The 19,969-nt window shown below is 38.9% G+C and carries 17 protein-coding genes; 15 read left to right on the top strand and 2 right to left on the bottom strand.

Features of this window, described 5'->3' with window-relative positions; translation table 11 throughout:
• Nucleotides 1-8: 8 nt before the first annotated feature.
• The 10 genes from LC419_RS01810 (at nt 9) to LC419_RS01765 (ending at nt 12,479) form a co-directional block, all read left to right on the top strand.
• On the top strand, nt 9-1,034 hold the full coding sequence (locus LC419_RS01810; protein WP_223605737.1) for a hypothetical protein: 1,026 nt from the start codon (nt 9-11) through the stop codon (nt 1,032-1,034).
• A gap of 171 nt (nt 1,035-1,205) precedes the next feature.
• On the top strand, nt 1,206-1,751 hold the full coding sequence (locus LC419_RS01805; RefSeq protein ID WP_223605736.1) for a hypothetical protein: 546 nt from the start codon (nt 1,206-1,208) through the stop codon (nt 1,749-1,751).
• A 71-nt stretch (nt 1,752-1,822) separates the two neighbouring features.
• Nucleotides 1,823-2,623, top strand: coding sequence for a hypothetical protein (locus LC419_RS01800; RefSeq protein WP_223605735.1), 801 nt, complete (start codon nt 1,823-1,825; stop codon nt 2,621-2,623).
• Nucleotides 2,624-2,759: 136 nt separating this feature from the next.
• Nucleotides 2,760-3,905 (top strand): 1-acyl-sn-glycerol-3-phosphate acyltransferase, encoded by a 1,146-nt coding sequence (locus LC419_RS01795; RefSeq protein ID WP_223605734.1) that lies wholly within the window; start codon nt 2,760-2,762, stop codon nt 3,903-3,905.
• A gap of 537 nt (nt 3,906-4,442) precedes the next feature.
• Nucleotides 4,443-7,238 (top strand): TonB-dependent siderophore receptor, encoded by a 2,796-nt coding sequence (locus tag LC419_RS01790; RefSeq protein WP_223605733.1) that lies wholly within the window; start codon nt 4,443-4,445, stop codon nt 7,236-7,238.
• Between the two features lie 21 nt (nt 7,239-7,259).
• Entirely contained in the window at nt 7,260-8,474 is a 1,215-nt protein-coding gene (locus LC419_RS01785) for a DUF4876 domain-containing protein (RefSeq protein ID WP_223605732.1), read from the top strand.
• Between the two features lies 1 nt (nt 8,475).
• Nucleotides 8,476-9,990, top strand: a complete 1,515-nt coding sequence (locus LC419_RS01780; protein WP_223605731.1) for a DUF6850 family outer membrane beta-barrel protein — start codon at nt 8,476-8,478, stop codon at nt 9,988-9,990.
• 16 nt (nt 9,991-10,006) lie between these two features.
• Complete coding sequence (locus LC419_RS01775; protein ID WP_223605730.1) at nt 10,007-11,143, top strand: cytochrome-c peroxidase; 1,137 nt, start codon at nt 10,007-10,009, stop codon at nt 11,141-11,143.
• A 229-nt stretch (nt 11,144-11,372) separates the two neighbouring features.
• Nucleotides 11,373-11,933 (top strand): AraC family transcriptional regulator, encoded by a 561-nt coding sequence (locus LC419_RS01770; protein WP_223605729.1) that lies wholly within the window; start codon nt 11,373-11,375, stop codon nt 11,931-11,933.
• A 276-nt stretch (nt 11,934-12,209) separates the two neighbouring features.
• Nucleotides 12,210-12,479: a heme oxygenase gene (locus tag LC419_RS01765; RefSeq protein WP_223605728.1), complete on the top strand. Its 270-nt coding sequence runs from the start codon at nt 12,210-12,212 to the stop codon at nt 12,477-12,479.
• Between the two features lie 112 nt (nt 12,480-12,591).
• Here LC419_RS01765 and LC419_RS24100 read toward each other — a convergent pair whose 3' ends face one another.
• Nucleotides 12,592-12,723 (bottom strand): hypothetical protein, encoded by a 132-nt coding sequence (locus LC419_RS24100; RefSeq protein WP_259838279.1) that lies wholly within the window; start codon nt 12,721-12,723, stop codon nt 12,592-12,594.
• Between the two features lie 476 nt (nt 12,724-13,199).
• On the opposite strand from LC419_RS24100, the gene LC419_RS01760 reads away from it, so the two are divergent.
• Entirely contained in the window at nt 13,200-13,706 is a 507-nt protein-coding gene (locus LC419_RS01760) for a GNAT family N-acetyltransferase (protein ID WP_223605727.1), read from the top strand.
• Nucleotides 13,707-13,728: 22 nt separating this feature from the next.
• Here LC419_RS01760 and LC419_RS01755 read toward each other — a convergent pair whose 3' ends face one another.
• Nucleotides 13,729-14,748, bottom strand: coding sequence for a serine hydrolase (locus tag LC419_RS01755; protein WP_223605726.1), 1,020 nt, complete (start codon nt 14,746-14,748; stop codon nt 13,729-13,731).
• Nucleotides 14,749-15,155: 407 nt separating this feature from the next.
• On the opposite strand from LC419_RS01755, the gene egtD reads away from it, so the two are divergent.
• The 4 genes from egtD to LC419_RS01735 all read left to right on the top strand — a co-directional run bounded on the left by egtD (nt 15,156) and on the right by LC419_RS01735 (nt 19,907).
• Nucleotides 15,156-16,139: an L-histidine N(alpha)-methyltransferase gene (gene egtD, locus LC419_RS01750; protein ID WP_223605725.1), complete on the top strand. Its 984-nt coding sequence runs from the start codon at nt 15,156-15,158 to the stop codon at nt 16,137-16,139.
• Nucleotides 16,140-16,245: 106 nt separating this feature from the next.
• Nucleotides 16,246-17,418: an ergothioneine biosynthesis protein EgtB gene (gene egtB, locus LC419_RS01745; protein ID WP_223605724.1), complete on the top strand. Its 1,173-nt coding sequence runs from the start codon at nt 16,246-16,248 to the stop codon at nt 17,416-17,418.
• A gap of 9 nt (nt 17,419-17,427) precedes the next feature.
• On the top strand, nt 17,428-18,348 hold the full coding sequence (locus LC419_RS01740) for an ABC transporter ATP-binding protein (protein ID WP_223605723.1): 921 nt from the start codon (nt 17,428-17,430) through the stop codon (nt 18,346-18,348).
• Nucleotides 18,345-19,907, top strand: coding sequence for an ABC transporter permease/substrate-binding protein (locus tag LC419_RS01735; protein ID WP_223605722.1), 1,563 nt, complete (start codon nt 18,345-18,347; stop codon nt 19,905-19,907). Before LC419_RS01740 ends, LC419_RS01735 begins: the two co-directional genes overlap by 4 nt.
• Nucleotides 19,908-19,969: the final 62 nt, after the last annotated feature.

Raw genomic sequence — 19,969 nt, 5'->3', positions numbered from 1 at the left:
CTAACTGAATGAGAGAAGAATTAATAGTTCCAAAATGTCATTATCCGTGGCCAACAGTGACAAGCCCCATTGCCAACGCCTTTGATGATGAAGAGAAAGATTGGTATGACAATGATTATACTTTTATTTCCGAAGAAGGAATAAAAAGATGTAAGCCTCAGTTTCTATCCCGAGTAGCTACTTATATGAATCCCACGTGTGACAGTATAGAACGGATGCGCCCATGTGCCAGACTGATGATTTACATCACCCTTTTTGATGATTATTTCGGAATGACCCCTGCAAAAGAACTGAAAAATATGGCAGAACGGGTATATGAAGTCATGATGGGTGAAGATCCAAATCCGGATGAAATAGGTATTCTCAGACAGATGGCACAGGCTAGAAAAGAATGGGAAACTTTTATGCCCCGTTTCTGGCTGGACAGGGTAGCCATCAATTTTTATGAATTTATCATCTATGGAATGGTGGAGGAAATCCCGTTCAAACAAGCAGAGAAAAGAACCTATCCGTTACTTCCGCATTATCTCAGTTTTAGAAAGTATTCAATTGGAATGTGGCCGTATGGAGATCTGATAGATCCTGCCACCCATTCTCCGTTACCGGTTTTTATTTATAATCATCCTGTTGTACAGCGTTGCAGAGAGCTGCTTTCTCTTATTATAGTCATTCAGAATGATTTTGCTTCTCTGAAAAAAGAACTTGAAATAGAAAGCGAAAGTCTGAATATTATCTTTATTCTGAGTCACCAATATAATCTTTCTTACCAGGAAGCCTGTACCGAAGCGATGAGGCTACATGATGCCTATGGTCTGGAGCTGGATGATCTCCATAAATCTCTCCCTGATTTTGGGGCTTTTCAGCAACAGGCTTATGATCATATTTATCATATTAAACTTCAGATAAGCGGCTGTGCAAACTGGTACTATAATTCCGGAACCAACCGTTATGAGCCTAAAGGATTTATTGTGCCACAGTATGGCAGGGAAGGGGGTGATATTCTTATTCCACACAGTGTTTTCGTTCAAAAATAATCTTGAGTATTTTATAATTACAACCAGAGGCAGCAAAGGCGTAAGTTTTTGCTGTTTTTATATTCTTTTGATGGGATTGGATCTTAAAAAGCTGAACGTTGCTAAATTGTGCTCCCGGAATCATCACAATATTTTTAAAATCTTATCTTCGTACCTGATAAACTTGATGATATGAAAAAAATACTAATCCTGGCCTCAGTCGCCCTCATCCTCAACTCATGTGTAGTATCCACTGCTGCCAAAGTAGTAAAAGGAGCCGTTAACGTAAGCTACAAAGTGGTAAAAGGAACAGTAAACGGAATCAGCTGGGCCGTAAGCAAAGCCAAAGGGAAAATAGATGAAGACCGTGTGGATGGAACCTGGAAAGTAGTAGGAGCCTATAAAGGATCTTTTGAAGACTTTACGAATGATCAGAATCCGGAAAGTTCTTTTACGTCGGACTGTGCTGAAGGTTTTGATCAGATTATATTCAAAGCTAAAAAGTCTAAATTTAAACCGGTACACTGCAGTGCTGAAAAAGAAGACTGGGTAAAATATTCTATGGAATTCGGGAAAAATCCTGTCACCAAAGAAAAGGAAAATTATATAGAATACAATTCCAACAATTATATTTCAGTGATCGATGTCAACAACAAAACGATGGTACTGGAAGGAAATCTGATGCCTAAGCTGGCATTCTCAGGGGCTAAATTATATCTGCTGGAAAAAGTAAAATAGTTTTATTTCAGGAAATTACCTTTTTTAAGTTCGGATTATGAACCCGGAATCATCTTTTAACACGCATACTTATGAAATTTAGAATATTCACCCTTTTGCTTTTAGCCATTGCTGTCTCTGCAAATGCGCAAATCACAATTAAACAAAGCGATTTACAAGATTTCAGTATTGGAAAAGAGATGGAAAAACATGAGCCACAGCACATCAGATATAAAGACGGTAAAACATTGGCTCCCGGAAAATATATAGTGGTAATGGATGAAGAAGGCCGCAATTCTGAAGGTTTTAAATCATTGTTTGAAGTTAATGATCAGGGCAAAATTGATGGTGAAATGAATTTTGAAACACCGGATAAAAATTTCGCCGTCAAGGCTTTATACAAAGACGATGTTCTGATCAGAATCGATAAAAAAGTAAACGGCACTCTGATGGAAACCAGCTACTTTGATCAGGGTGTTTTCTATGAAAAACAATTTGAACCCAATGGCGATTTTAAAAGTGAATCAAGAGCGATAGATGGAAAAGTGGTTTATTCAAGAAAAATGAATCTTTCCGGTTGGGATGTTGAGGATGAAATTGAAGGCACACGTACATTTTATTATGGCAAAACCAATACAATAGAAAGCCGTACCAGCACTAAGAACCTTGAAAAAGAGGCTACGTTGATGGAAGAGAAATTTGATGAAAAAGGGAAGCTGATTGGTAAGGAAATCAGATATGGATTAGGCAAAAGTAAAGTAATCAAAAAAGATGGGAGCTACGAAGTGATGATAGATACGGATAAAGGATACAAGGTTTCAGAATATTCCAGCAAAGGAAAGTTGCTGAAAACCTATATAGCCGCCTATCCCACGATGACCGTACAACAATAACATTTGATTGAAGGATGCAATGGTATGTAGAACATAGTTGCTATGGTGAAAAATGCCATACTTTAACAAACATTGTAACCTATCCTCGATAAATTTTTGTTCTTTTGCAAAATAGTTTTAATTTTTAAATAATTGCATGTCGAAGTTCGATGAAATCAGGCCTTTTTATGATAGTGAAGTGAATGAAGCATTACGGGGAATAGCCCGTGATCCCATGATGAAAGCGCTGATGGGTTTCACTTTTCCTGATGTTGATAAACAGGTTTGGCGTGAACAGTTTAAAAATATTCATTCTACAAGTGATTTTCAGCACAATTTTATAGCCCACACCATTCGTCAGATTCTGGCGAAGAGCTCGGAAGGTTTAACGACTTCCGGGTTTGATCAGCTGGATAAAAATACTCCTTATCTTTTCGTTTCCAATCACAGGGATATTGTTCTGGACACTTCGCTGCTGAATCTGGTATTGCTGGAAAAAGAGTTTATCATGACCTCTTCCGCGATCGGGGACAATCTTGTTCAAAAAACATTTTTACATGTACTGGCCAAACTGAACCGTAACTTTTTAGTTCAGAGAGGATTGCCGATTCGTGAACAGCTGAAGAGTTCCCAGATCATGTCTGAGTATATCGAGCAGCTTCTGCATGTTGAAAAGCGGTCTGTTTGGATTGCTCAGCGTGAAGGCCGTACCAAAGATGGAAATGATGCTACCCAGCAAGGCGTTTTGAAAATGCTTGCGATGGCAGCCGGGGATCTTTCATTGACCGATTATTTTAAAACACTGAAGATTGTTCCGATATCCATCTCTTATGAATATGATCCTACCGATTCCTTAAAAATGCCTCAGCTTCTGGCCAAACACAGAGATGAGGAGTACGTTAAAGGGAAAGATGAGGATTTTATGACCATGCTGAGCGGCGTATTGGGTCAAAAGAAAAGAATCCATCTGCATGCCGGTACTGTACTGGACACAGAACTAGATGATATCGCAGTGAATTTTGAAAACAAAAATAAGCAGCTGCAGGCAATTGCCCAGATCATTGACGATTCAATCATACAGAACTATAAGCTCTGGCCCACCAAGTTTATTGCCTATGACCTGCTTCACCAAACTGATACCTATGCCTCAGAATACACGGAACAGGAAAAACAATTGTTTGTCCGCAGACTGGATATGCGTATCGATCCTTCTGATGCCGTTTCAAAAGAATTTTTCTTAGAGATGTATGCGAATCCTCTGATCAATAAAATGAAATACGAGGGGAATTCTTCAGTAGAATAGACATCACCCTATTATTAATTCAAAACCCTTTTACATCTTTGTAGGATAAAAAAATCTCCCGCAGATTTCTCAAATTGCACAGATTTTACTGTTGAAAATATAAAAATCTCTGATTTTTTTTTAAGCTTATATAAACTTTTATTTATCAAGCTTTTAACTTAAAAATAACTTAAGTGTTAAGAAACTTTGTGTCTCTTTGCTGGTTGAAAAAAATGTAAATATTTAAACCATTAAGATTCATTAAGCTTTTAAGAATAGTAAGGAAAGCTTCGTTTTAAGCAATGCAGCTTAAAAAAAAATCTGTTGATTTTTCTTAACGTTCCTTACCTCTTCATTTACCTTAATGTTTCAAAAAATATTCCACTGTGAATCCGGGCAAGATTAGAAATATTTGAATTTGAAATAAGACTTTCTCATGTAAATAATTCACTTTTTAAAAACAAGTAAAATGATTTATATCAATTATTTTAAATTATTCTAAATAAAATTAGTAAAGCTGTTTTGAGGCTCCTAACTTTGCCGGAAGAATAATGCTTGATGTTAAATAATGTTTCAAAATTTACTTTTAAATTCCAATTTTTCAGTTTCCTTTTCTTCTTTCTTACAGTTTCTACGCTCAGAGCACAGGACAGAAGTGCGACCATTACTTTCGAGGTGAAAGACCATAATTTCGGATCTGCCCAGGGCTTGGAACTCCAAATGCAGTCGGATGAAAACCAATATAAAATTTTCACGAATGATAAAGGGATAGCTATACTTCAAGCGGTTCCGGGAAGTTATAAGGTGGAAATCCGAAAGAATAATAATCTTGGATATTCCAATACAATAACAGTCACTAAAGCGGAAACCTTTACCGTTTATCTCACCGAAAAGATCAACAGTATCGAAGAAGTGGTGATTACTGCCAAAGAAGGAAAAGGCCTGACTTCATCATCAGTTATTGGTCAGCGAGCAATGCAGCATCTTCAGCCCTCCAGCTTTACCGACATTCTGGAACTGCTTCCCGGTGGAAGATCCAACGATCCGGTTTTGAACCAGGTCAATAAAATCCATCTTAGGGAAACAGGAAATCCGGGTAGTGATTACAACACCTCATCCATGGGAACGACTTTTCTTGTTGACGGAGCTCCACTGAATTCAGGAGCAAACCTTCAGTACAGCTACGATTTTTTGGATAAAAACAATAACGGCCTGAAAAGAAGGCTGAATATCACAAGCGGTGTGGATATGCGGAGTATTTCTACCGATCAGATTGAAAGTGTGGAAATACTGCGGGGAATTCCTTCTGTGGTTCATGGAAACCTGACCTCAGGAATTGTAAAGATTACTAATAAATCCGGATACTCCAAATGGAAAGCCAGATTTAAGGCGGATGGTTACAGCAAACTTTTCGCGGTAAGCAAAGGTTTTGAAAACAAAGAAGGCGACCTGAAAATCAATACCGGTCTGGATTATCTTGATGCCAAATCTGATCCGAGGGACAGACTCGAAAATTATAAAAGAATCACAGCCAATCTGGCGGTGTCAAAAGATAAAAAATACGATAAAGGAACTTTCAGATGGCAGTCTCATCTGAGCTACACTGGTTCTCTCGACGGTTCAAAATCTGATCCGGATGTAGACCTGTCCGACCTGAATTCTTATGAAGTGAATAATCATATGTTCAGTTTGTCTAATTTGATCAGTTACACGAAAACAGAACCTTCATTTTACCGGTCTACAGAAATTCAGGCGACGGTGAATCAGAGGTTTGATAAAATCAAGCAGACCAAATTTATCCAGCTGGAGAATGCAACGGCTTTCCCCTTATCCGGAACGGAAGGGGAGTATGACGGCTATTATCCGCAAGCTCAATATATTTCGGATTATCAGGTAGACGGGAAACCTCTTGATCTATTTGTGAAGATGGTGAACAATTTCCAGCTTGATTATCAATGGCTTAAAAATGAATTTAATACAGGTTTCGACTGGCAGCTGAGTAAAAACTGGGGTGGAGGACAGCTGTTCGATGTGTACAGACCCATTGACCCGAAGTCTACGTTCAGGCCTCGTGCTTACCACGATGTCCCTGCTTACAGTACGGCAGCTTTATTCCTGGAATCCATCAGTACGATAGATCTGGGTAAAAATAAGCTGACCGTGGCATTAGGTGTGAGAGGAAACTCGATGCAGAATGTTCCTTCCAATTTTACAATGAATGGAAAAATCTATGCCGATCCTAGAGCGAATCTTCAGTGGGGATTTCCTTCCTTTCAGATGGCCAATAAAAAAGTGCAGATTGCTTTAACGCTGGGTTATGGAAAGCAAAGTCTCTTTCCTGACCTGAACCTTTTGTACCCTGAACTGGTTTACAAAGACGTTCAGCAGCTGAATTATTTCCACAACAATCCGAATTACAGGAGGGTGAATTATAAAACCATGATCTATAATCCTCAAAACCCTGAAATAGAGCCTGCGGTGAATGAAAAGTTTGAAGCAAGGATGGATTTCAGCCTGGGACTTCATCAGTTATCGGTGACGGTTTTCAAAGAAAATATGGACAATGCTTTCCGTTCTATGAACCAATATGCGGGATATCAGTACAAAAAATATGACACCGCAGGCCTTAATCATGCGGGAATGACTGCGCCGCCGGATGTGAATACGCTTCCTTATCAAACGATCAATGAAAATTTCTTATACACAACCCAGCGAAACGGAAGCAGAATCGATAAAGAAGGAGTAGAATTTCAGTATTCCTCCAACCGTATTCCGGTGATCAATACTCGCTTTACTATGAATGGAGCTTGGTTCCGCACAAAATACGGAAACAGTATGCCGGTATACAGAAGTAGAGATTTAGTCATCAACGGAAGACCTTATCCATACCTCGGATTATACGAAGGCATGGAACCGAATTCCGCCAATGAAGTACTGAATACCAATCTTATGCTGGATACGTACTTTCCCAAACTGGATCTTGTATTTTCCTCCTCTTTTCAGTTTTCATGGTATTCGATGAGGAAACTGTCTCCTATGAATGGCGTTCCCAGCCATTATGTAGATCAAAACGGGAATATCTTCCCATTCAATCCGGAAGCAGCTCAGGGAACCATTCTTGAAAGTTTAATTATTGCTCAGAATAACGATCTCTATAATACCACCAGACGGCCGATGGAAATGAATCTTAATCTGAAAGTTACCAAAAGCTTCAGAAATAAAGCCATTGTGGTTTCCATATTTGCGAGCAGGCTCTTCAGTTATTATGCGCCATATTCGGTGAATGGAGTGACCATCAACAGGAAAGGAGCTCAGGACCCTTACTTCGGAATGGAGATCAATTTCAATTTATAAACAAATTCAATTCAATACACTATGTTAAAACAATTATTACGAACACTGATCGTATTATGTACTTTGGTCAGCTTTACGGCCTGTTCTTCAGATTCAGATTCGCCGGAATCACAGACTTCATTAAAATTGGAACTTAAAGTAGTTCCTTCGGACATCCAGGTGAAAGAGTACAAACATCTTACAGTAACTTTCAAAGAACTGAACACCGGATTTACGACGACTCAGGAAATTAAAAACACCAATACTTTACAGGTAGTTCTTCCTTCAGGAACCTATCATATGACGGCAGAGGGGACCATCGTTTACACCAATAACGCTGAACTTACAGAAGCTAAAGTAAGCGGAGTACAGACAGGCGTTGTCATCAATGGCAGTGAGGTCAGCAAAACTATTGATCTGGCTTTAAGGTCAGGAAGCAGTGACCTTATTCTGGAGGAAGTATTTTTCACGGGCACCAAAACACCACAGGGCGCCATGTACTTCGGAGACCAATATTTTAAGATCACCAACAATACAGACCAGACTTTATATGCAGATGGAATGCTGTTGATCCAGTCAGCTTTTATGACGAACGAGAAGCAGGATTACACCCCAAATATCATGGCAGGTACTTTATCTGCCGGAGCGATCATTAGAATTCCCGGAACAGGAAATACGTATCCGGTAAAGGCTGGCGAATCTATTATCATTGCAGAAGATGCCATCAATCACAAGGAATTTAATAGTTTATCTATCAATCTCTCCCATGCCAATTTTCAGATTTTCAAAGAAGATTCGGATGACATCGACAATCCGGCTGTTCCAAAAATGGTGAACGTCTTTGAAAAAATGGTAATTCATACCCAGGGATATTATGCTTATGCTTTGGCCCGTATGCCCCAGGGAATGACGAGTGATGCCTTGATTGCGCAAAATTCATACACATACCAATATACCCTTACGTTTGGAGGAGAAGCCTATCCGATGGACGGAACTGCCGTTAAAATTCCGAATGAATGGATCACAGATGCGGTAAACTTAAGTGTACAGGATTCCTTCCAGTGGGTGGTGACTTCACCGTCATTGGATATGGGCTGGACTTCGGTAAGTGCATTTGATGGAGACAAAAACCGTTTCGGAAAATCGGTCCGCAGAAAAGTAATCGGAAAGAACATCGAAGGCAAAAATCTTTTTAAGGATACGAACAATTCCACAGCAGATTTTGAACATGGGGTAAAACCTTCATTATTTAATTAAAATGAAAAATTTTCGTTCCATACTTTTGCTGTTTACCGTTTTGTTTTGTGCAAAATTCCAGGCTCAGGTGAATGATTCCATCATGGAAAAAGTTCGTGAGGAATACAGTTATGAAAGATTTTTTAAAGACAATCTTAATGTCAATCCTACCAATAAGTTGGGAGCAAGGAAGTCCAATATCACCATCTTTAAACTGATAACGGAAAACACAGATACTCCTAATGAAATTCAGCAGAAAGGAAAAGGGAAAAATCTGTGGGGCGCTGAAGCTTATTCCTTACAAAATCTGGATTCTAAAACAACGGTTTGGGGGAGTGCCTCTTACACCAAAGGAAAAACAAAACAGATGGTATGGAACGAAAATGCTGATTATGACCTGATCTATCCTTACGTAGCCGCCGACAGTGTGGGAGGAGATATGAAGTTTGAGAACTACAGTTTTTCAGGAGGCTATTCAAAGGCGATCAATTCTTATACAATCGGGATTACCGGAAGCTACAGAGCCAATTTAAGCTACAGGGATGTAGATCCACGGCCAAAAAATACATCAGCCAACTTTTCTTTAGCATTGGGAGCTAATAAACTGGTCCTTGAAAAATTTAAAGTCGGAGCTTATCTGGAAGGAGAAAAATACACTCAGAAACATGATCTGAGCTTTGTCAGCAACCAGGGTTTTCCTATGATCTATAACATGAGCGGGCTGGGCAATTACAACGAACTGCTTTCCGGGAAACTCCGTCAGGCCTATTATGAAGGCTGGGCGTATGGAGGAGGTTTACAGATTTTCGAAGCCGGTAACAGAAACTGGTATCTAAATCTGGGATTTAAAAAATTTAACATGGATAAATTCCTGACCGAATATACAGATCTCAATGCCTCAAAAATCGATGAACAGCGCTTGAATGTATCCCTCGGGAAGTTTTTTAATTCCGGAAAGATCGTCTGGGGAATTTCAGCCGACGGAAGCAGTACAGAAAGAAAAGGAACGGAAAACTTATTCCTGAATGAAAATTCCAGAAACTATATCCGGATCGGAACAGTGGAAAGATATAATCATAAGATCAATCATATCCTCCTTAAAGGACTTTTGCAGATGGAAAATACAGAAGCGAAGTCTTCACTGGTTCCTTTTTTCGGTTGGGTTCAGGAAAAGGAAAAATACAGCAATCCGCTGTCTGTTGTTGAGCTTAGCAGAATGATCTACGGTGCCGATTATCAATGGCTGAAAACCTTTAGCAGTGATTTGGCTCTTTCGGTTTCTCTGGGAGTTTCCGTGACGGATGTGTACAAGAACAGTGCGGTTTTCAACAATTCAGGAAAACCATCCGTTAACCAGATGTTGAAGGAGAATTATGCTTTTCAGTCGTCGGATTTCTGGCAGGCAAAGGTTGATGTTAATTTTCATTTCACGCTACCAGTAGTGAAGAATGCATTCGCAGGAGGAAAAGTCATATACAGTCATTTTCAGAACGGGAGCAATACCTATTTTGCTGCCACGATAGGAACTATTTTTTAAACACAGAAAGATCATCATGAAGTTGTCAGGATTTAAAGTGATTCTGCTGATAGGAGCCATTGTTTTCCTTTTTATGCAGAACACCATGCGGAAATATAGCGTAGATTATGGAGAAGTCGTAGAACAGTACAAAAAGCCGTTGAAAAACTGGCCTGCACCTTCTATAGATGAAGGTGTCAACTGGAAGGAGTTTGAAGCGATAGAGTGGGATTCCAATTATTACGACACGCAGGAACTTCCCGAAGTCATGCTCGGAAAGAAACTGTTTTTCGATCCTAAACTGTCGGCATCCAGCCAGATCTCATGCAGCAGCTGTCACAATCCAGAAATGGGTTGGGCAGACAGCCAGGAAGTCGCATTAGGGCATGATCATTTACAGGGGAAACGAAATACACAGTCGCTGTTTAATATTGCAGACAGAACCTCTTATTTCTGGGACGGAAGAGCCAAAACACTTGAGGAACAGCTAGTGGGGCCTATTTCCGCACACAATGAAATGAACATGAAGCCGGAAAAACTGGCCGGAAAACTATCGAAACTGACAGAATACAGACAGCTTTTTAAAGACGTTTATCAAACCGATAAAATTACTTTCGATAAAATAGCTAAGGCTTTGGCCGTATTTCAGAAAACCATCAGAAGCCAACCCAGCAGACTGGATAAATTCATAAAAGGGGACCATAAAGCATTAAGCGATAAGGAAATTTACGGGATGCATTTATTCCGTACCAAAGCAAGATGCATGAACTGTCACAACGGGAAAAACCTCACGGATGAATCGTTTCACAATATTGGTCTTACCTACTACAAAAGGGAGTATGAGGATCTTGGCCTGTACAATATTACAAAGAAAGCGGAGGATGTAGGGAAATTCAAGACGCCTTCCTTAAGAGATCTGGATTATACCGCTCCGTGGATGCACAATGGCCTTATGGACGATCTGTACGGTGTGGTAAGCCTCTACAATAGCGGAATGCAGATGATCAATCCAAGTCCCGAAGAAAAGAAAGCCGATCCCAATTTTCCGGTTACAGACCATCTGATGAAACCATTAAAGCTCAATGAGCAGGAAGTGGATGCTGTGGTGGCTTTTCTGAAAAGCATTTCGGGAAGTTATTATAGAATGCCGCGTCCGGAAATTCCAAGGAAATAATGCTGTAAAACGGTATTAAAATCTACAAAACACCTTATCCGAACTGTTTGTTCAGATGAGGTGTTTTTTTAATCACGATCAATCATCAGCTATCAACTATCAATCATCCATTATCAATCATCAGTAATAAAAAAGCTGATCATTTGTTTCCTGTTTCACCTTTGTCTAAAAGAAGACGCTCCTCTTTATATTCTGATCCTCAAAATTTTAATGCGTAACTTTGAGTGAAATGAAGTTGTACATAAAATATATGGTAAGCCTTCGGTGCAAAATGGTGGTGCATGAAGAACTGAATAGCCTTGGCATCAAACATGCGGTGGTGGATCTCGGTGTCGTTGAGGTGTTGGAAGACATTACCATAGAGCAGCGAGAGATTTTAAAAAGGGAATTATTGAAATCAGGACTTGAATTATTAGACAATAAAAAAAGCATTCTGATCGAAAAAATTAAAAATGTAATTACCGAAATGATCCATTATTCTGAAGAGCTTCCTAAAGAGAATTTCTCGGACTATATAAGCGAAAAACTGGGCTACGACTATACGTATCTGGCCAATATATTTTCTGAAGTGAAAGGAATCACGATACAGCATTACATCATCATCAATAAAATTGAAAAAGTAAAGGAGCTGCTTTTATATGATGAACTTAATCTTACCGAGATCTCTTATAAACTGAATTACAGCAGTGCGGCGCATCTCTCCAACCAGTTTAAAAAAATCACAGGGCTTTCTCCTTCTTTCTACAAACAACTCGGGCTCAAACGTAAAAACAATCTGGAAGACTTTTAAAATGTGTGATATATATAAGATTAATACAATAATCTGTAGCACAATGTCTGATGGAAATCCCAACTTTGTATGGTAAACAGTAAATTAAGAACAAATTTACCACCACAAAAAATTAATATATTATACCTCCTTTTTTCAAATGGAGCTTAAAACTACCAGAAAATAGTACATATATTTTTGAAGAGTTTTAGAGAAGGGATAGATGCTTAGCGGTCTCTATCCCTTTTCGTTGTGAAAGGTCTCGAATAATAGGGGAAATAATAAATAGCTGAAGTTATGAAAACAATACATCTCTTTCAATTCAAAGACTCCGTTTCTCTCAAAATTCCTTTTTTTAAGGAAAGCCACGGATTGGAAACTTTAAATGAATTAATGGAATACGATTTAATGAATACCGAAAAAGTAACCGAGTGTATCATTGAAACCCACGATGACTTTATTTTTGAAGATACCTCGCGGGATGACCTGCTGAAAATGTGCCAAAATGCAGAAGAAACGGTTGAGCATTATTTTGCAACCGCTGTAGGGGATGATGATATTCTGTGAAAAACAGAGTTATATTTATAAGCTCCGGACATCTTAGAAGAGAAGAACAAATCGTGTTATTGCTTTGTCCTTCATATCTGAGCCCGGTTTTTAATGATAAATCCGGCTGTATTTAACTGGTGGCATTTCTGCTTTCATTCTCTTTATCTTTTCTTTTGGTAGCCTTATCTTCCTTTTTTTCTTTTGCGGTTTTTAAGGGCGCTGTTTTATCCGATTTCTTTTTTCCGTCTTTCTCTTTTGCCATTGTATAAAATATTTATTGAGTGTAAAGGTCATGGATTAAAAATGGAATGACTTGCAAGAGTCTGGGCATTTGTTACATAAATCATACATAATGACAATTTGCAGTCCTAGCTTTGAAAAAATAAATATGATATCATTCTGTTTGAAAAGAGAAAAAACCTTTACCACAAACCAATTTTCCATCATGAATTGGTAAAAAAAGCTTTTGGAAGGAAATAGAATTTTGAAAATAAAGCCGTACAAGGGATCTTATCCAGACTATTTGTTCAGATGAGATGTTTTTTTATAATCACGATCATTAATCAATCATCGATTATCAATCATTAACTTTTTCGGTTAGCAGAGATGGATTGAACGGCATTTTTTCTACTTATATTAAAATTAATGGTATTTTTAGATAATCATAATCTACAGAGTTCATGGGAGCAGCTGTATGAATGATGATATTCATTTTCAAAACTAATACAATTTTACATCATGAAACAATTTCAGTTCAACGATTTTCCAAATGTGAAAGGCAGCAGAGTATCATTACGCCAAATTATGGATGCTGATATTCCGGACCTTATTGAAATTTCGTTTTATGATGCTGTTCAGGCAGAAACTGTTGAGCAGGCGGCCGAAATGCAGGCCAGAATCGATCGGGATTATCTGGATGGGAATTCCATTCACTGGGGAATTGTAGACAACGAAACCCATCAAATCGTGGGAACCTGTGGCTACTACCGTGGACTGGATCAGGGAGAAGGTGAGCTGGGCTGCGTTTTATTACCAAAATATTACGGACAGGGTTATATGACCGAGGGAATGTCACTCGCTATTGATTTCGGTTTAAATGCAATTCGACTGAAACGCATCTGGGCAGCTACAAGCCGGGAAAATGCTCCCGCAATGAAACTTCTGGAGCGGCTTCATTTTGTGAAAACCGCAGATCTAAGCGATGGCGAAATTGAATATGAGTTAACACAGTCAAATTTATCTTAGCAACCTATAAATAGGAAGTTTCTTATTTTTGTGGAACTTTAAAATTTTCGTTTTTTAGGATAGCATTGATGGCTTCTGAAATATCAAAAAGTTTTCCGTTGTAATTATTGCCCAGTAAAATAATCGTTGTTTTCTTTTCAACATCTGAAAATAAGAGCGCCTCAAAATTTCCGGCTCTTCCATCGTGAGCATGTTCTTTTAAGTTTTTATTTTCAAACCGGGCATTTCCCAAGGCAGACTGGCTGTCTGAAATAGGAAAATTCTGACCTAATTCATACAACGAATTTTTGTTCACCACTTTTCCTGAATGCAGACTGTCTGCCCATTTCAGTAAATCAGTCGTCGTCGTATAAGTTCCACCGGTTATAGGCAATTCTGCACGATCCGGTACCGACTGATTGCTAAATCCGTGGGCGATATTTTGATCAGTCTCAAAAGGAGTCATGATGGTGGAGTTCATTTTCAAAGGAAGAAACAGATATTTTTCAACATAGGTTTTAAAAGGAATCCCTGCAATACGTTCGATAATAAATTGTCTCAGAAAGAGATTGTTATTGTTGTAATCATATTCGGTACCCGGTTTAAAAGACAGTTGATCAATTAAAAACAAATCATTGTAAATATCTTTGTCATTTTTAATGGTTTTCCAGTTTACATTAGGAATTCCGCTGGTATACTGTAGTAAATCTTTGATGGTAACCTCACGGGCCCAGCCGGGAAGTTCAGGAATGAATTGAGAAACCGGGTCAGAGAGTTTCAGTTTTCCCTGTTCTTCTAACTGCAGTAAGGCAGCCGCACTAAATTCTTTTGTGACAGAGCCTAAATGAAACCTGTATTCATCCGTTAATCGGGTCGTTTTTGTAGCATCAGTAAATCCAACTGAAGCTTTATAAATTATTTTATCCTGATAGGAAACAAGCACATTACCATTAAATATTCCGATTTCATTGGCAGATTTTACCAGGTTATCGATCAGTTTTATTTTTTGCTGTAAATCAGTTTTTGAATTTCTGTTTTTTTGGCCAAAGCAAAAAGCAGCCATACATAATAAGCTTATGATTAAATTGGATTTCAGTATTTTATACATATTTTCTGAGAATAACTTCAAAGTGGAAACTTTTGGAGATCAATAGTTAATTTGGATTTTTTTAATCTGATCAGATCAGTAAAATAAAGAAGGAATAAAGCATTGTGGGTAAAGATACAGGCTTTTTTTCATGGTAGAATTTATTGTTTTAGTTTGTCCAAATATAGTCTTTATTTCAATTGATTTGGAAACATGATGAAATAGAAAATAATGATCTGATTTAAATGATTTTGTTGAATCCATTATTGAAATTAACTGTATATTTAAATCAATTAAAGGGTAGAAGGTATATTTTTTAGAGAATTCAATGTTGAGGCGGCAAGATAGTTGTAGTTAACTAAAACCCACACAAATTAAAACATATGAATTTACAGTTAAAACCACATTCCAAGGTGGAAGATATTCATGTTGATCATTTTCGAGAGGATGTTTTGGAAGGCTTAAAAAGCATCCCTAAAACGTTGTCCTCCAAATATTTTTACGATGAAACAGGTGACCGCCTCTTCCAGGAAATCATGGCCATGCCGGAATACTATCTCACCCCATGTGAACTTGATATCTTCAAAAATAAAACAGCAGATCTCGCCCGTCTAATCATTCCGGAAAACGAACCTTTCGATCTGATAGAGCTGGGTGCAGGAGATGCCATGAAATCAACGTTTTTACTTCAATATCTTGTAGAAAAAGGAACGGATTTTACCTATATGCCTATCGATATTTCCGGTCATATTCTGACTGAATTAAATGAAAAATTAAATCAAAAGCTTCCCCGGTTGGAAATAATCTCTCTGGAGGGCGAGTATTTTGAAATGCTTCAGAAAGCAGCCTCATTATCGTCCAGAAGAAAAGTTATTTTGTTTTTGGGAAGCAATATAGGGAATATGAATATCGGGGAAGCAGATCAGTTCTGCTCCGATTTAAACCGGAATCTGGCATCAGGCGACAGAGTTTTGATTGGTTTCGACCTAAAGAAAAATCCTCACACGATTTTAAATGCGTACAACGATAAAAAAGGAATCACAGCCGCATTTAACCTTAATCTTCTGATACGTATCAACATGGAACTCGGTGCTGATTTTAATCCTGAACAGTTTCAGCATTACCAAACTTATGATCCCATCAACGGAGCCTGCAGAAGCTTTCTGGTAAGCCTGAAAAATCAAACGGTAACGATAGGAAATGAACCCATTTCATTTGAGGAAAATGAACTGATTGACATGGAAATTTCACAAAAGTTTTCAGCTGAGAATATAGAGGATTTAAGAGAAAAATCGGGCTTTAAAAAAGCAGGAGAAATCAAAGATTCCAAAAAATGGTTTGTAGATGCAGTTTGGCAGGTGCAATAACGAATAGAATTTATAGAGTTTTATTTTTTTAATCTGCTCCATCCGCCCAATCTGCGCGAGAAAAAACATTTCTGACCCCCAAAATAACTCACCAAAACTAAAGAACATGACACAGAATATAGTAACATCAGATTTAGTAAAAAAATATACAGACATCAGAAAACATTCTGAAAAAATATGTGCTCCTCTGGAAATAGAAGATTATGTGGTGCAGCCCATCGTGGATGTGAGCCCTCCGAAGTGGCATCTTGGTCATACTACCTGGTTTTTTGAGACCTTTATCCTCGTTCCGAATTTTCCTGATTATAAGGTTTTTGATCCGCAGTACAATTTTGTTTTCAACAGCTATTATGAAACGATCGGGGCGAGAGTCATCCGGACCGACCGTGGAAATTTAAGCCGTCCTTCCGTTTCCGATATTTACCAATACCGGAAGTATGTGGACGAACATATGAGCATCTTTCTTCAGAGTCAATTCATGACCGAAACTATTGAACCGCTGATGGAATTAGGTTTAAATCATGAGCAGCAGCATCAGGAGTTATTAATGACGGATATCAAATATATTTTAGGTCACAATCCGCTTTTTCCGGCTTATACAAAAGAAAATATTTCGGAAAAGGAAAATTCAGGGGATACCGAAATGATCAGATTTTCAGAAGGTGTGTATGAAGTAGGTTTTAATGGAGAAGGTTTCTGTTTTGATAATGAATTGGGAAGACATAAAGTTTTTCTGAATGATTTTGAAATAGCAGATCAGCTGGTCACCAACAGAGAATACCTTGAATTTATGGAAGCCGGCGGCTATTCAGATTTTAAGCACTGGCATGCTGAAGGATGGGACTGGGTTAAACAAAACAATGCAAAATCTCCCTTATACTGGCACCATATTGATGGAAAATGGATGAATTATACTCTAAAAGGTTTACAGGAATTAGACCTTGATGACGCCGTTTGCCACATCAGTTTTTATGAAGCCTCCGCTTTTGCCTCGTGGAAAGGAATGCGCCTGCCAACCGAAGCGGAATGGGAAGTTGCTTCCGGTCATTTCGATTGGGGAAGCCGCTGGGAATGGACCAATTCCGCTTATCTGCCTTATCCCGGTTTCAAAAAAGAAGCAGGCGCAGTAGGAGAATACAACGGAAAATTTATGGTCAATCAGATGGTTTTACGCGGTGCTTCCGATGCTACACCTCCGGGACACAGCAGAAATACCTATCGTAATTTCTTCCAGACCAACCTTAAATGGCAGTTCACAGGAATCAGACTTGCCCGATAATTTTTGCCGATGATTACAGTTGAATCAGTTTCAAAGAGCTTTAACGCAAAACCAGCCGTTGACCATATTTCTTTTCAGGCCCATGATCAGGAGATTCTGGTGCTTCTGGGAACCAGCGGGTGTGGAAAAACGACAACGCTTAAAATGATCAATCGCCTTATAGAAGCAGACTCCGGGAACATTTTGATCGACGGTAAGAATATCCGTGATCAGAAACCCGAAGAACTGCGCATGGGAATTGGTTTCGTGATGCAGCATTCCGGCTTGTTTCCTCATTATACCATAAGACAGAATATTGCTGTCGTTCCGGAATTACTCAGGTGGGACAGAAAAAAAACGGAAAACAGAACCGAAGAACTGCTGGATAAACTTCACCTTTCAGAAGAGGTACTGTCAAGGTTTCCAAATGAACTGAGTGGCGGGCAGCAGCAGAGAGTGGGAATTGCAAGAGCCCTGATCGCCAACACGCCTGTTTTGCTGATGGATGAGCCTTTCGGAGCGCTGGACAATATCACAAAGGCTGATATTCATTCGGAATTTAAATCACTGGAAGAACTTAAAAATAAAACCATTATCCTCGTCACCCATGATGTTCAGGAAGCTTTTGAACTGGGGCATCGAATATGTTTAATGGACAAAGGAAAAATTATTCAGACGGGAACACCTAAAGAAATGCTTTATCATCCTGAAATTGATTTTGTGAGTGGTTTTTTTGCTGAAAACCGCCTTTTACTGGAATATAAGATCGCCACATTGAAAGATGTCGGTGACTTCCTAAATTCGGATCATCTACTGAATGAATTTAAATTGACAGAAAGCACCAATGTTTGGGAGGCCTTACAGAAATTAAGTTCAGAGCATAAAAATACAGACCATTACGAAAACGTAATCAGGGCTTTTAATGAGTACAGAAAATTACAGATCGTATGACGCAGCAAAGTCTTTGGCAGTTCATCACCGAACAGCAGGAAAAATTACTGACCCAGGTTGTACAGCATCTGGGACTCACGTTTCTGTCATTAATTCTGGCAATCATCATCGGTGTACCGTTGGGAATAATGATTGCGAGAAAAAGGAAACTCTCCAGTCCCGTGTTGGGTGTGGCAGGTATTTTACAGACCATTCCGAGTATTGCACTGCTTGGGTTTATGATTCCTGCATTTGGAATCGGGGCCAAACCGGCCATCGTTGCTTTGCTGATCTACGCTTTACTACCCATCATCCGGAATACTTATACGGGAATAACAGAAGTGAGTCCAACCGTTATTGAAGCGGCAAAAGCGATGGGGATGAATAAAAGCCAGCTTCTCTTTAAAGTGGAACTTCCCCTGGCGATGCCCGTTATCATTGCGGGAATAAGAACGGCAGCGGTGATTAATGTTGGCGTGGCTACTTTAGCATCATTTGTCGCAGCGGGTGGTTTGGGTGAATTTATCTTTGGAGGAATTTCTCTCAATAATACGAATATGATCCTTGCCGGAGCCATTCCTGCTGCATTATTAGCCGTATTGCTGGATCAGACAATTGCTCTTGTACAGAAATCCGGATATCAACTGTTTCAGAAGCTGAAATATATTGTTCCGGCCATTTTAATTATTGTGGGAGCGGCTTATCTGTTCACTTCCGTTTCTAAGAATAGCATTAAGGCAGGTTTTACCCCTGAATTTATGGGCAGACAGGATGGAGATCTCGGTTTACGTTCTGTATATAAACTGAATGCGAATCCGGTGATCGTAAATGACGCCATTATGTACAAAGCGGCCTATGAAAAAGAACTGGATCTGATCAGCGGATATTCTACAGACGGCAGGATCAAATCTTTTGACCTCTATGTTCTGAATGATGATAAAAAAATATTTCCTCCGTATTTCGCAGCACCGATTATTAAAACAAAAACACTGGAGAAATTTCCGGAACTCGAGAAAACCCTGAATCTACTGGCCAATCAATTTAACGATTCAATCATGGCCGATCTGAATTACAAATCTGATGAGCTTCATCAGACCCCGGAAAGAATAGCCAGGGATTTCCTGGTTAATAATAAATTATACAAACCCTCCCGGAAAGGGAATTCAGGGACCATACGCATCGGCTCTAAGATCTTTGGCGAGCAGTATATTCTCACAGAAATGTACAAAATGCTGATCGAAGGCTACACAGACTATAATGTTGAAACAAAAACAGGGCTGGGCGGAACCAAAATCTGTTTTGATGCTTTGGTGAATGATGCCATCGATTTTTATCCTGAATACACGGGAACGGGGCTTCTTGTGCTCTTAAAACCATCTGGGCAAACCCTTAAAGAGGTAACCCAAAGTGCTGATAAAACCTACGATTATGTCAATGTCGAGTTTCAAAAGCAATATGGCATTCAATGGTTGAAACCGCTTGGGTTTAATAATTCCTATGCCCTGATGATGCGCAGAAAACAAGCTGAGGAGCTTAAAATAGAAAGTATTTCGGATCTTAAGAGGTATTTTGAAAAGTAAATACAGGGTGTCTAATTCATAGAATGTTTTTTCTTCCTTAAAAACATAAATAATTGATTTAC

It is taken from the genome of Chryseobacterium sp. OSA05B, from assembly GCF_019970065.1.
In the GTDB taxonomy this organism is placed as follows: Bacteria; Bacteroidota; Bacteroidia; order Flavobacteriales; family Weeksellaceae; genus Chryseobacterium.
The sequence above is the reverse complement of the archived record's forward strand: the minus strand, read 5'-3'. Positions and strand labels throughout refer to the sequence as shown.

What these genes read in the sequence shown, in the direction of transcription:
- LC419_RS01810 (WP_223605737.1), top strand. Translation starts at nt 9, where the DNA reads ATGAGAGAAGAATTAATAGTTCCAAAATGTCATTATCCGTGGCCAACA.
- LC419_RS01805 (WP_223605736.1), top strand. Translation starts at nt 1,206, where the DNA reads ATGAAAAAAATACTAATCCTGGCCTCAGTCGCCCTCATCCTCAACTCA.
- LC419_RS01800 (WP_223605735.1), top strand. Translation starts at nt 1,823, where the DNA reads ATGAAATTTAGAATATTCACCCTTTTGCTTTTAGCCATTGCTGTCTCT.
- LC419_RS01795 (WP_223605734.1), top strand. Translation starts at nt 2,760, where the DNA reads ATGTCGAAGTTCGATGAAATCAGGCCTTTTTATGATAGTGAAGTGAAT.
- LC419_RS01790 (WP_223605733.1), top strand. Translation starts at nt 4,443, where the DNA reads ATGTTAAATAATGTTTCAAAATTTACTTTTAAATTCCAATTTTTCAGT.
- LC419_RS01785 (WP_223605732.1), top strand. Translation starts at nt 7,260, where the DNA reads ATGTTAAAACAATTATTACGAACACTGATCGTATTATGTACTTTGGTC.
- LC419_RS01780 (WP_223605731.1), top strand. Translation starts at nt 8,476, where the DNA reads ATGAAAAATTTTCGTTCCATACTTTTGCTGTTTACCGTTTTGTTTTGT.
- LC419_RS01775 (WP_223605730.1), top strand. Translation starts at nt 10,007, where the DNA reads ATGAAGTTGTCAGGATTTAAAGTGATTCTGCTGATAGGAGCCATTGTT.
- LC419_RS01770 (WP_223605729.1), top strand. Translation starts at nt 11,373, where the DNA reads ATGAAGTTGTACATAAAATATATGGTAAGCCTTCGGTGCAAAATGGTG.
- LC419_RS01765 (WP_223605728.1), top strand. Translation starts at nt 12,210, where the DNA reads ATGAAAACAATACATCTCTTTCAATTCAAAGACTCCGTTTCTCTCAAA.
- LC419_RS24100 (WP_259838279.1), bottom strand. Translation starts at nt 12,723, where the DNA reads ATGGCAAAAGAGAAAGACGGAAAAAAGAAATCGGATAAAACAGCGCCC.
- LC419_RS01760 (WP_223605727.1), top strand. Translation starts at nt 13,200, where the DNA reads ATGAAACAATTTCAGTTCAACGATTTTCCAAATGTGAAAGGCAGCAGA.
- LC419_RS01755 (WP_223605726.1), bottom strand. Translation starts at nt 14,748, where the DNA reads ATGGCTGCTTTTTGCTTTGGCCAAAAAAACAGAAATTCAAAAACTGAT.
- egtD (WP_223605725.1), top strand. Translation starts at nt 15,156, where the DNA reads ATGAATTTACAGTTAAAACCACATTCCAAGGTGGAAGATATTCATGTT.
- egtB (WP_223605724.1), top strand. Translation starts at nt 16,246, where the DNA reads ATGACACAGAATATAGTAACATCAGATTTAGTAAAAAAATATACAGAC.
- LC419_RS01740 (WP_223605723.1), top strand. Translation starts at nt 17,428, where the DNA reads ATGATTACAGTTGAATCAGTTTCAAAGAGCTTTAACGCAAAACCAGCC.
- LC419_RS01735 (WP_223605722.1), top strand. Translation starts at nt 18,345, where the DNA reads ATGACGCAGCAAAGTCTTTGGCAGTTCATCACCGAACAGCAGGAAAAA.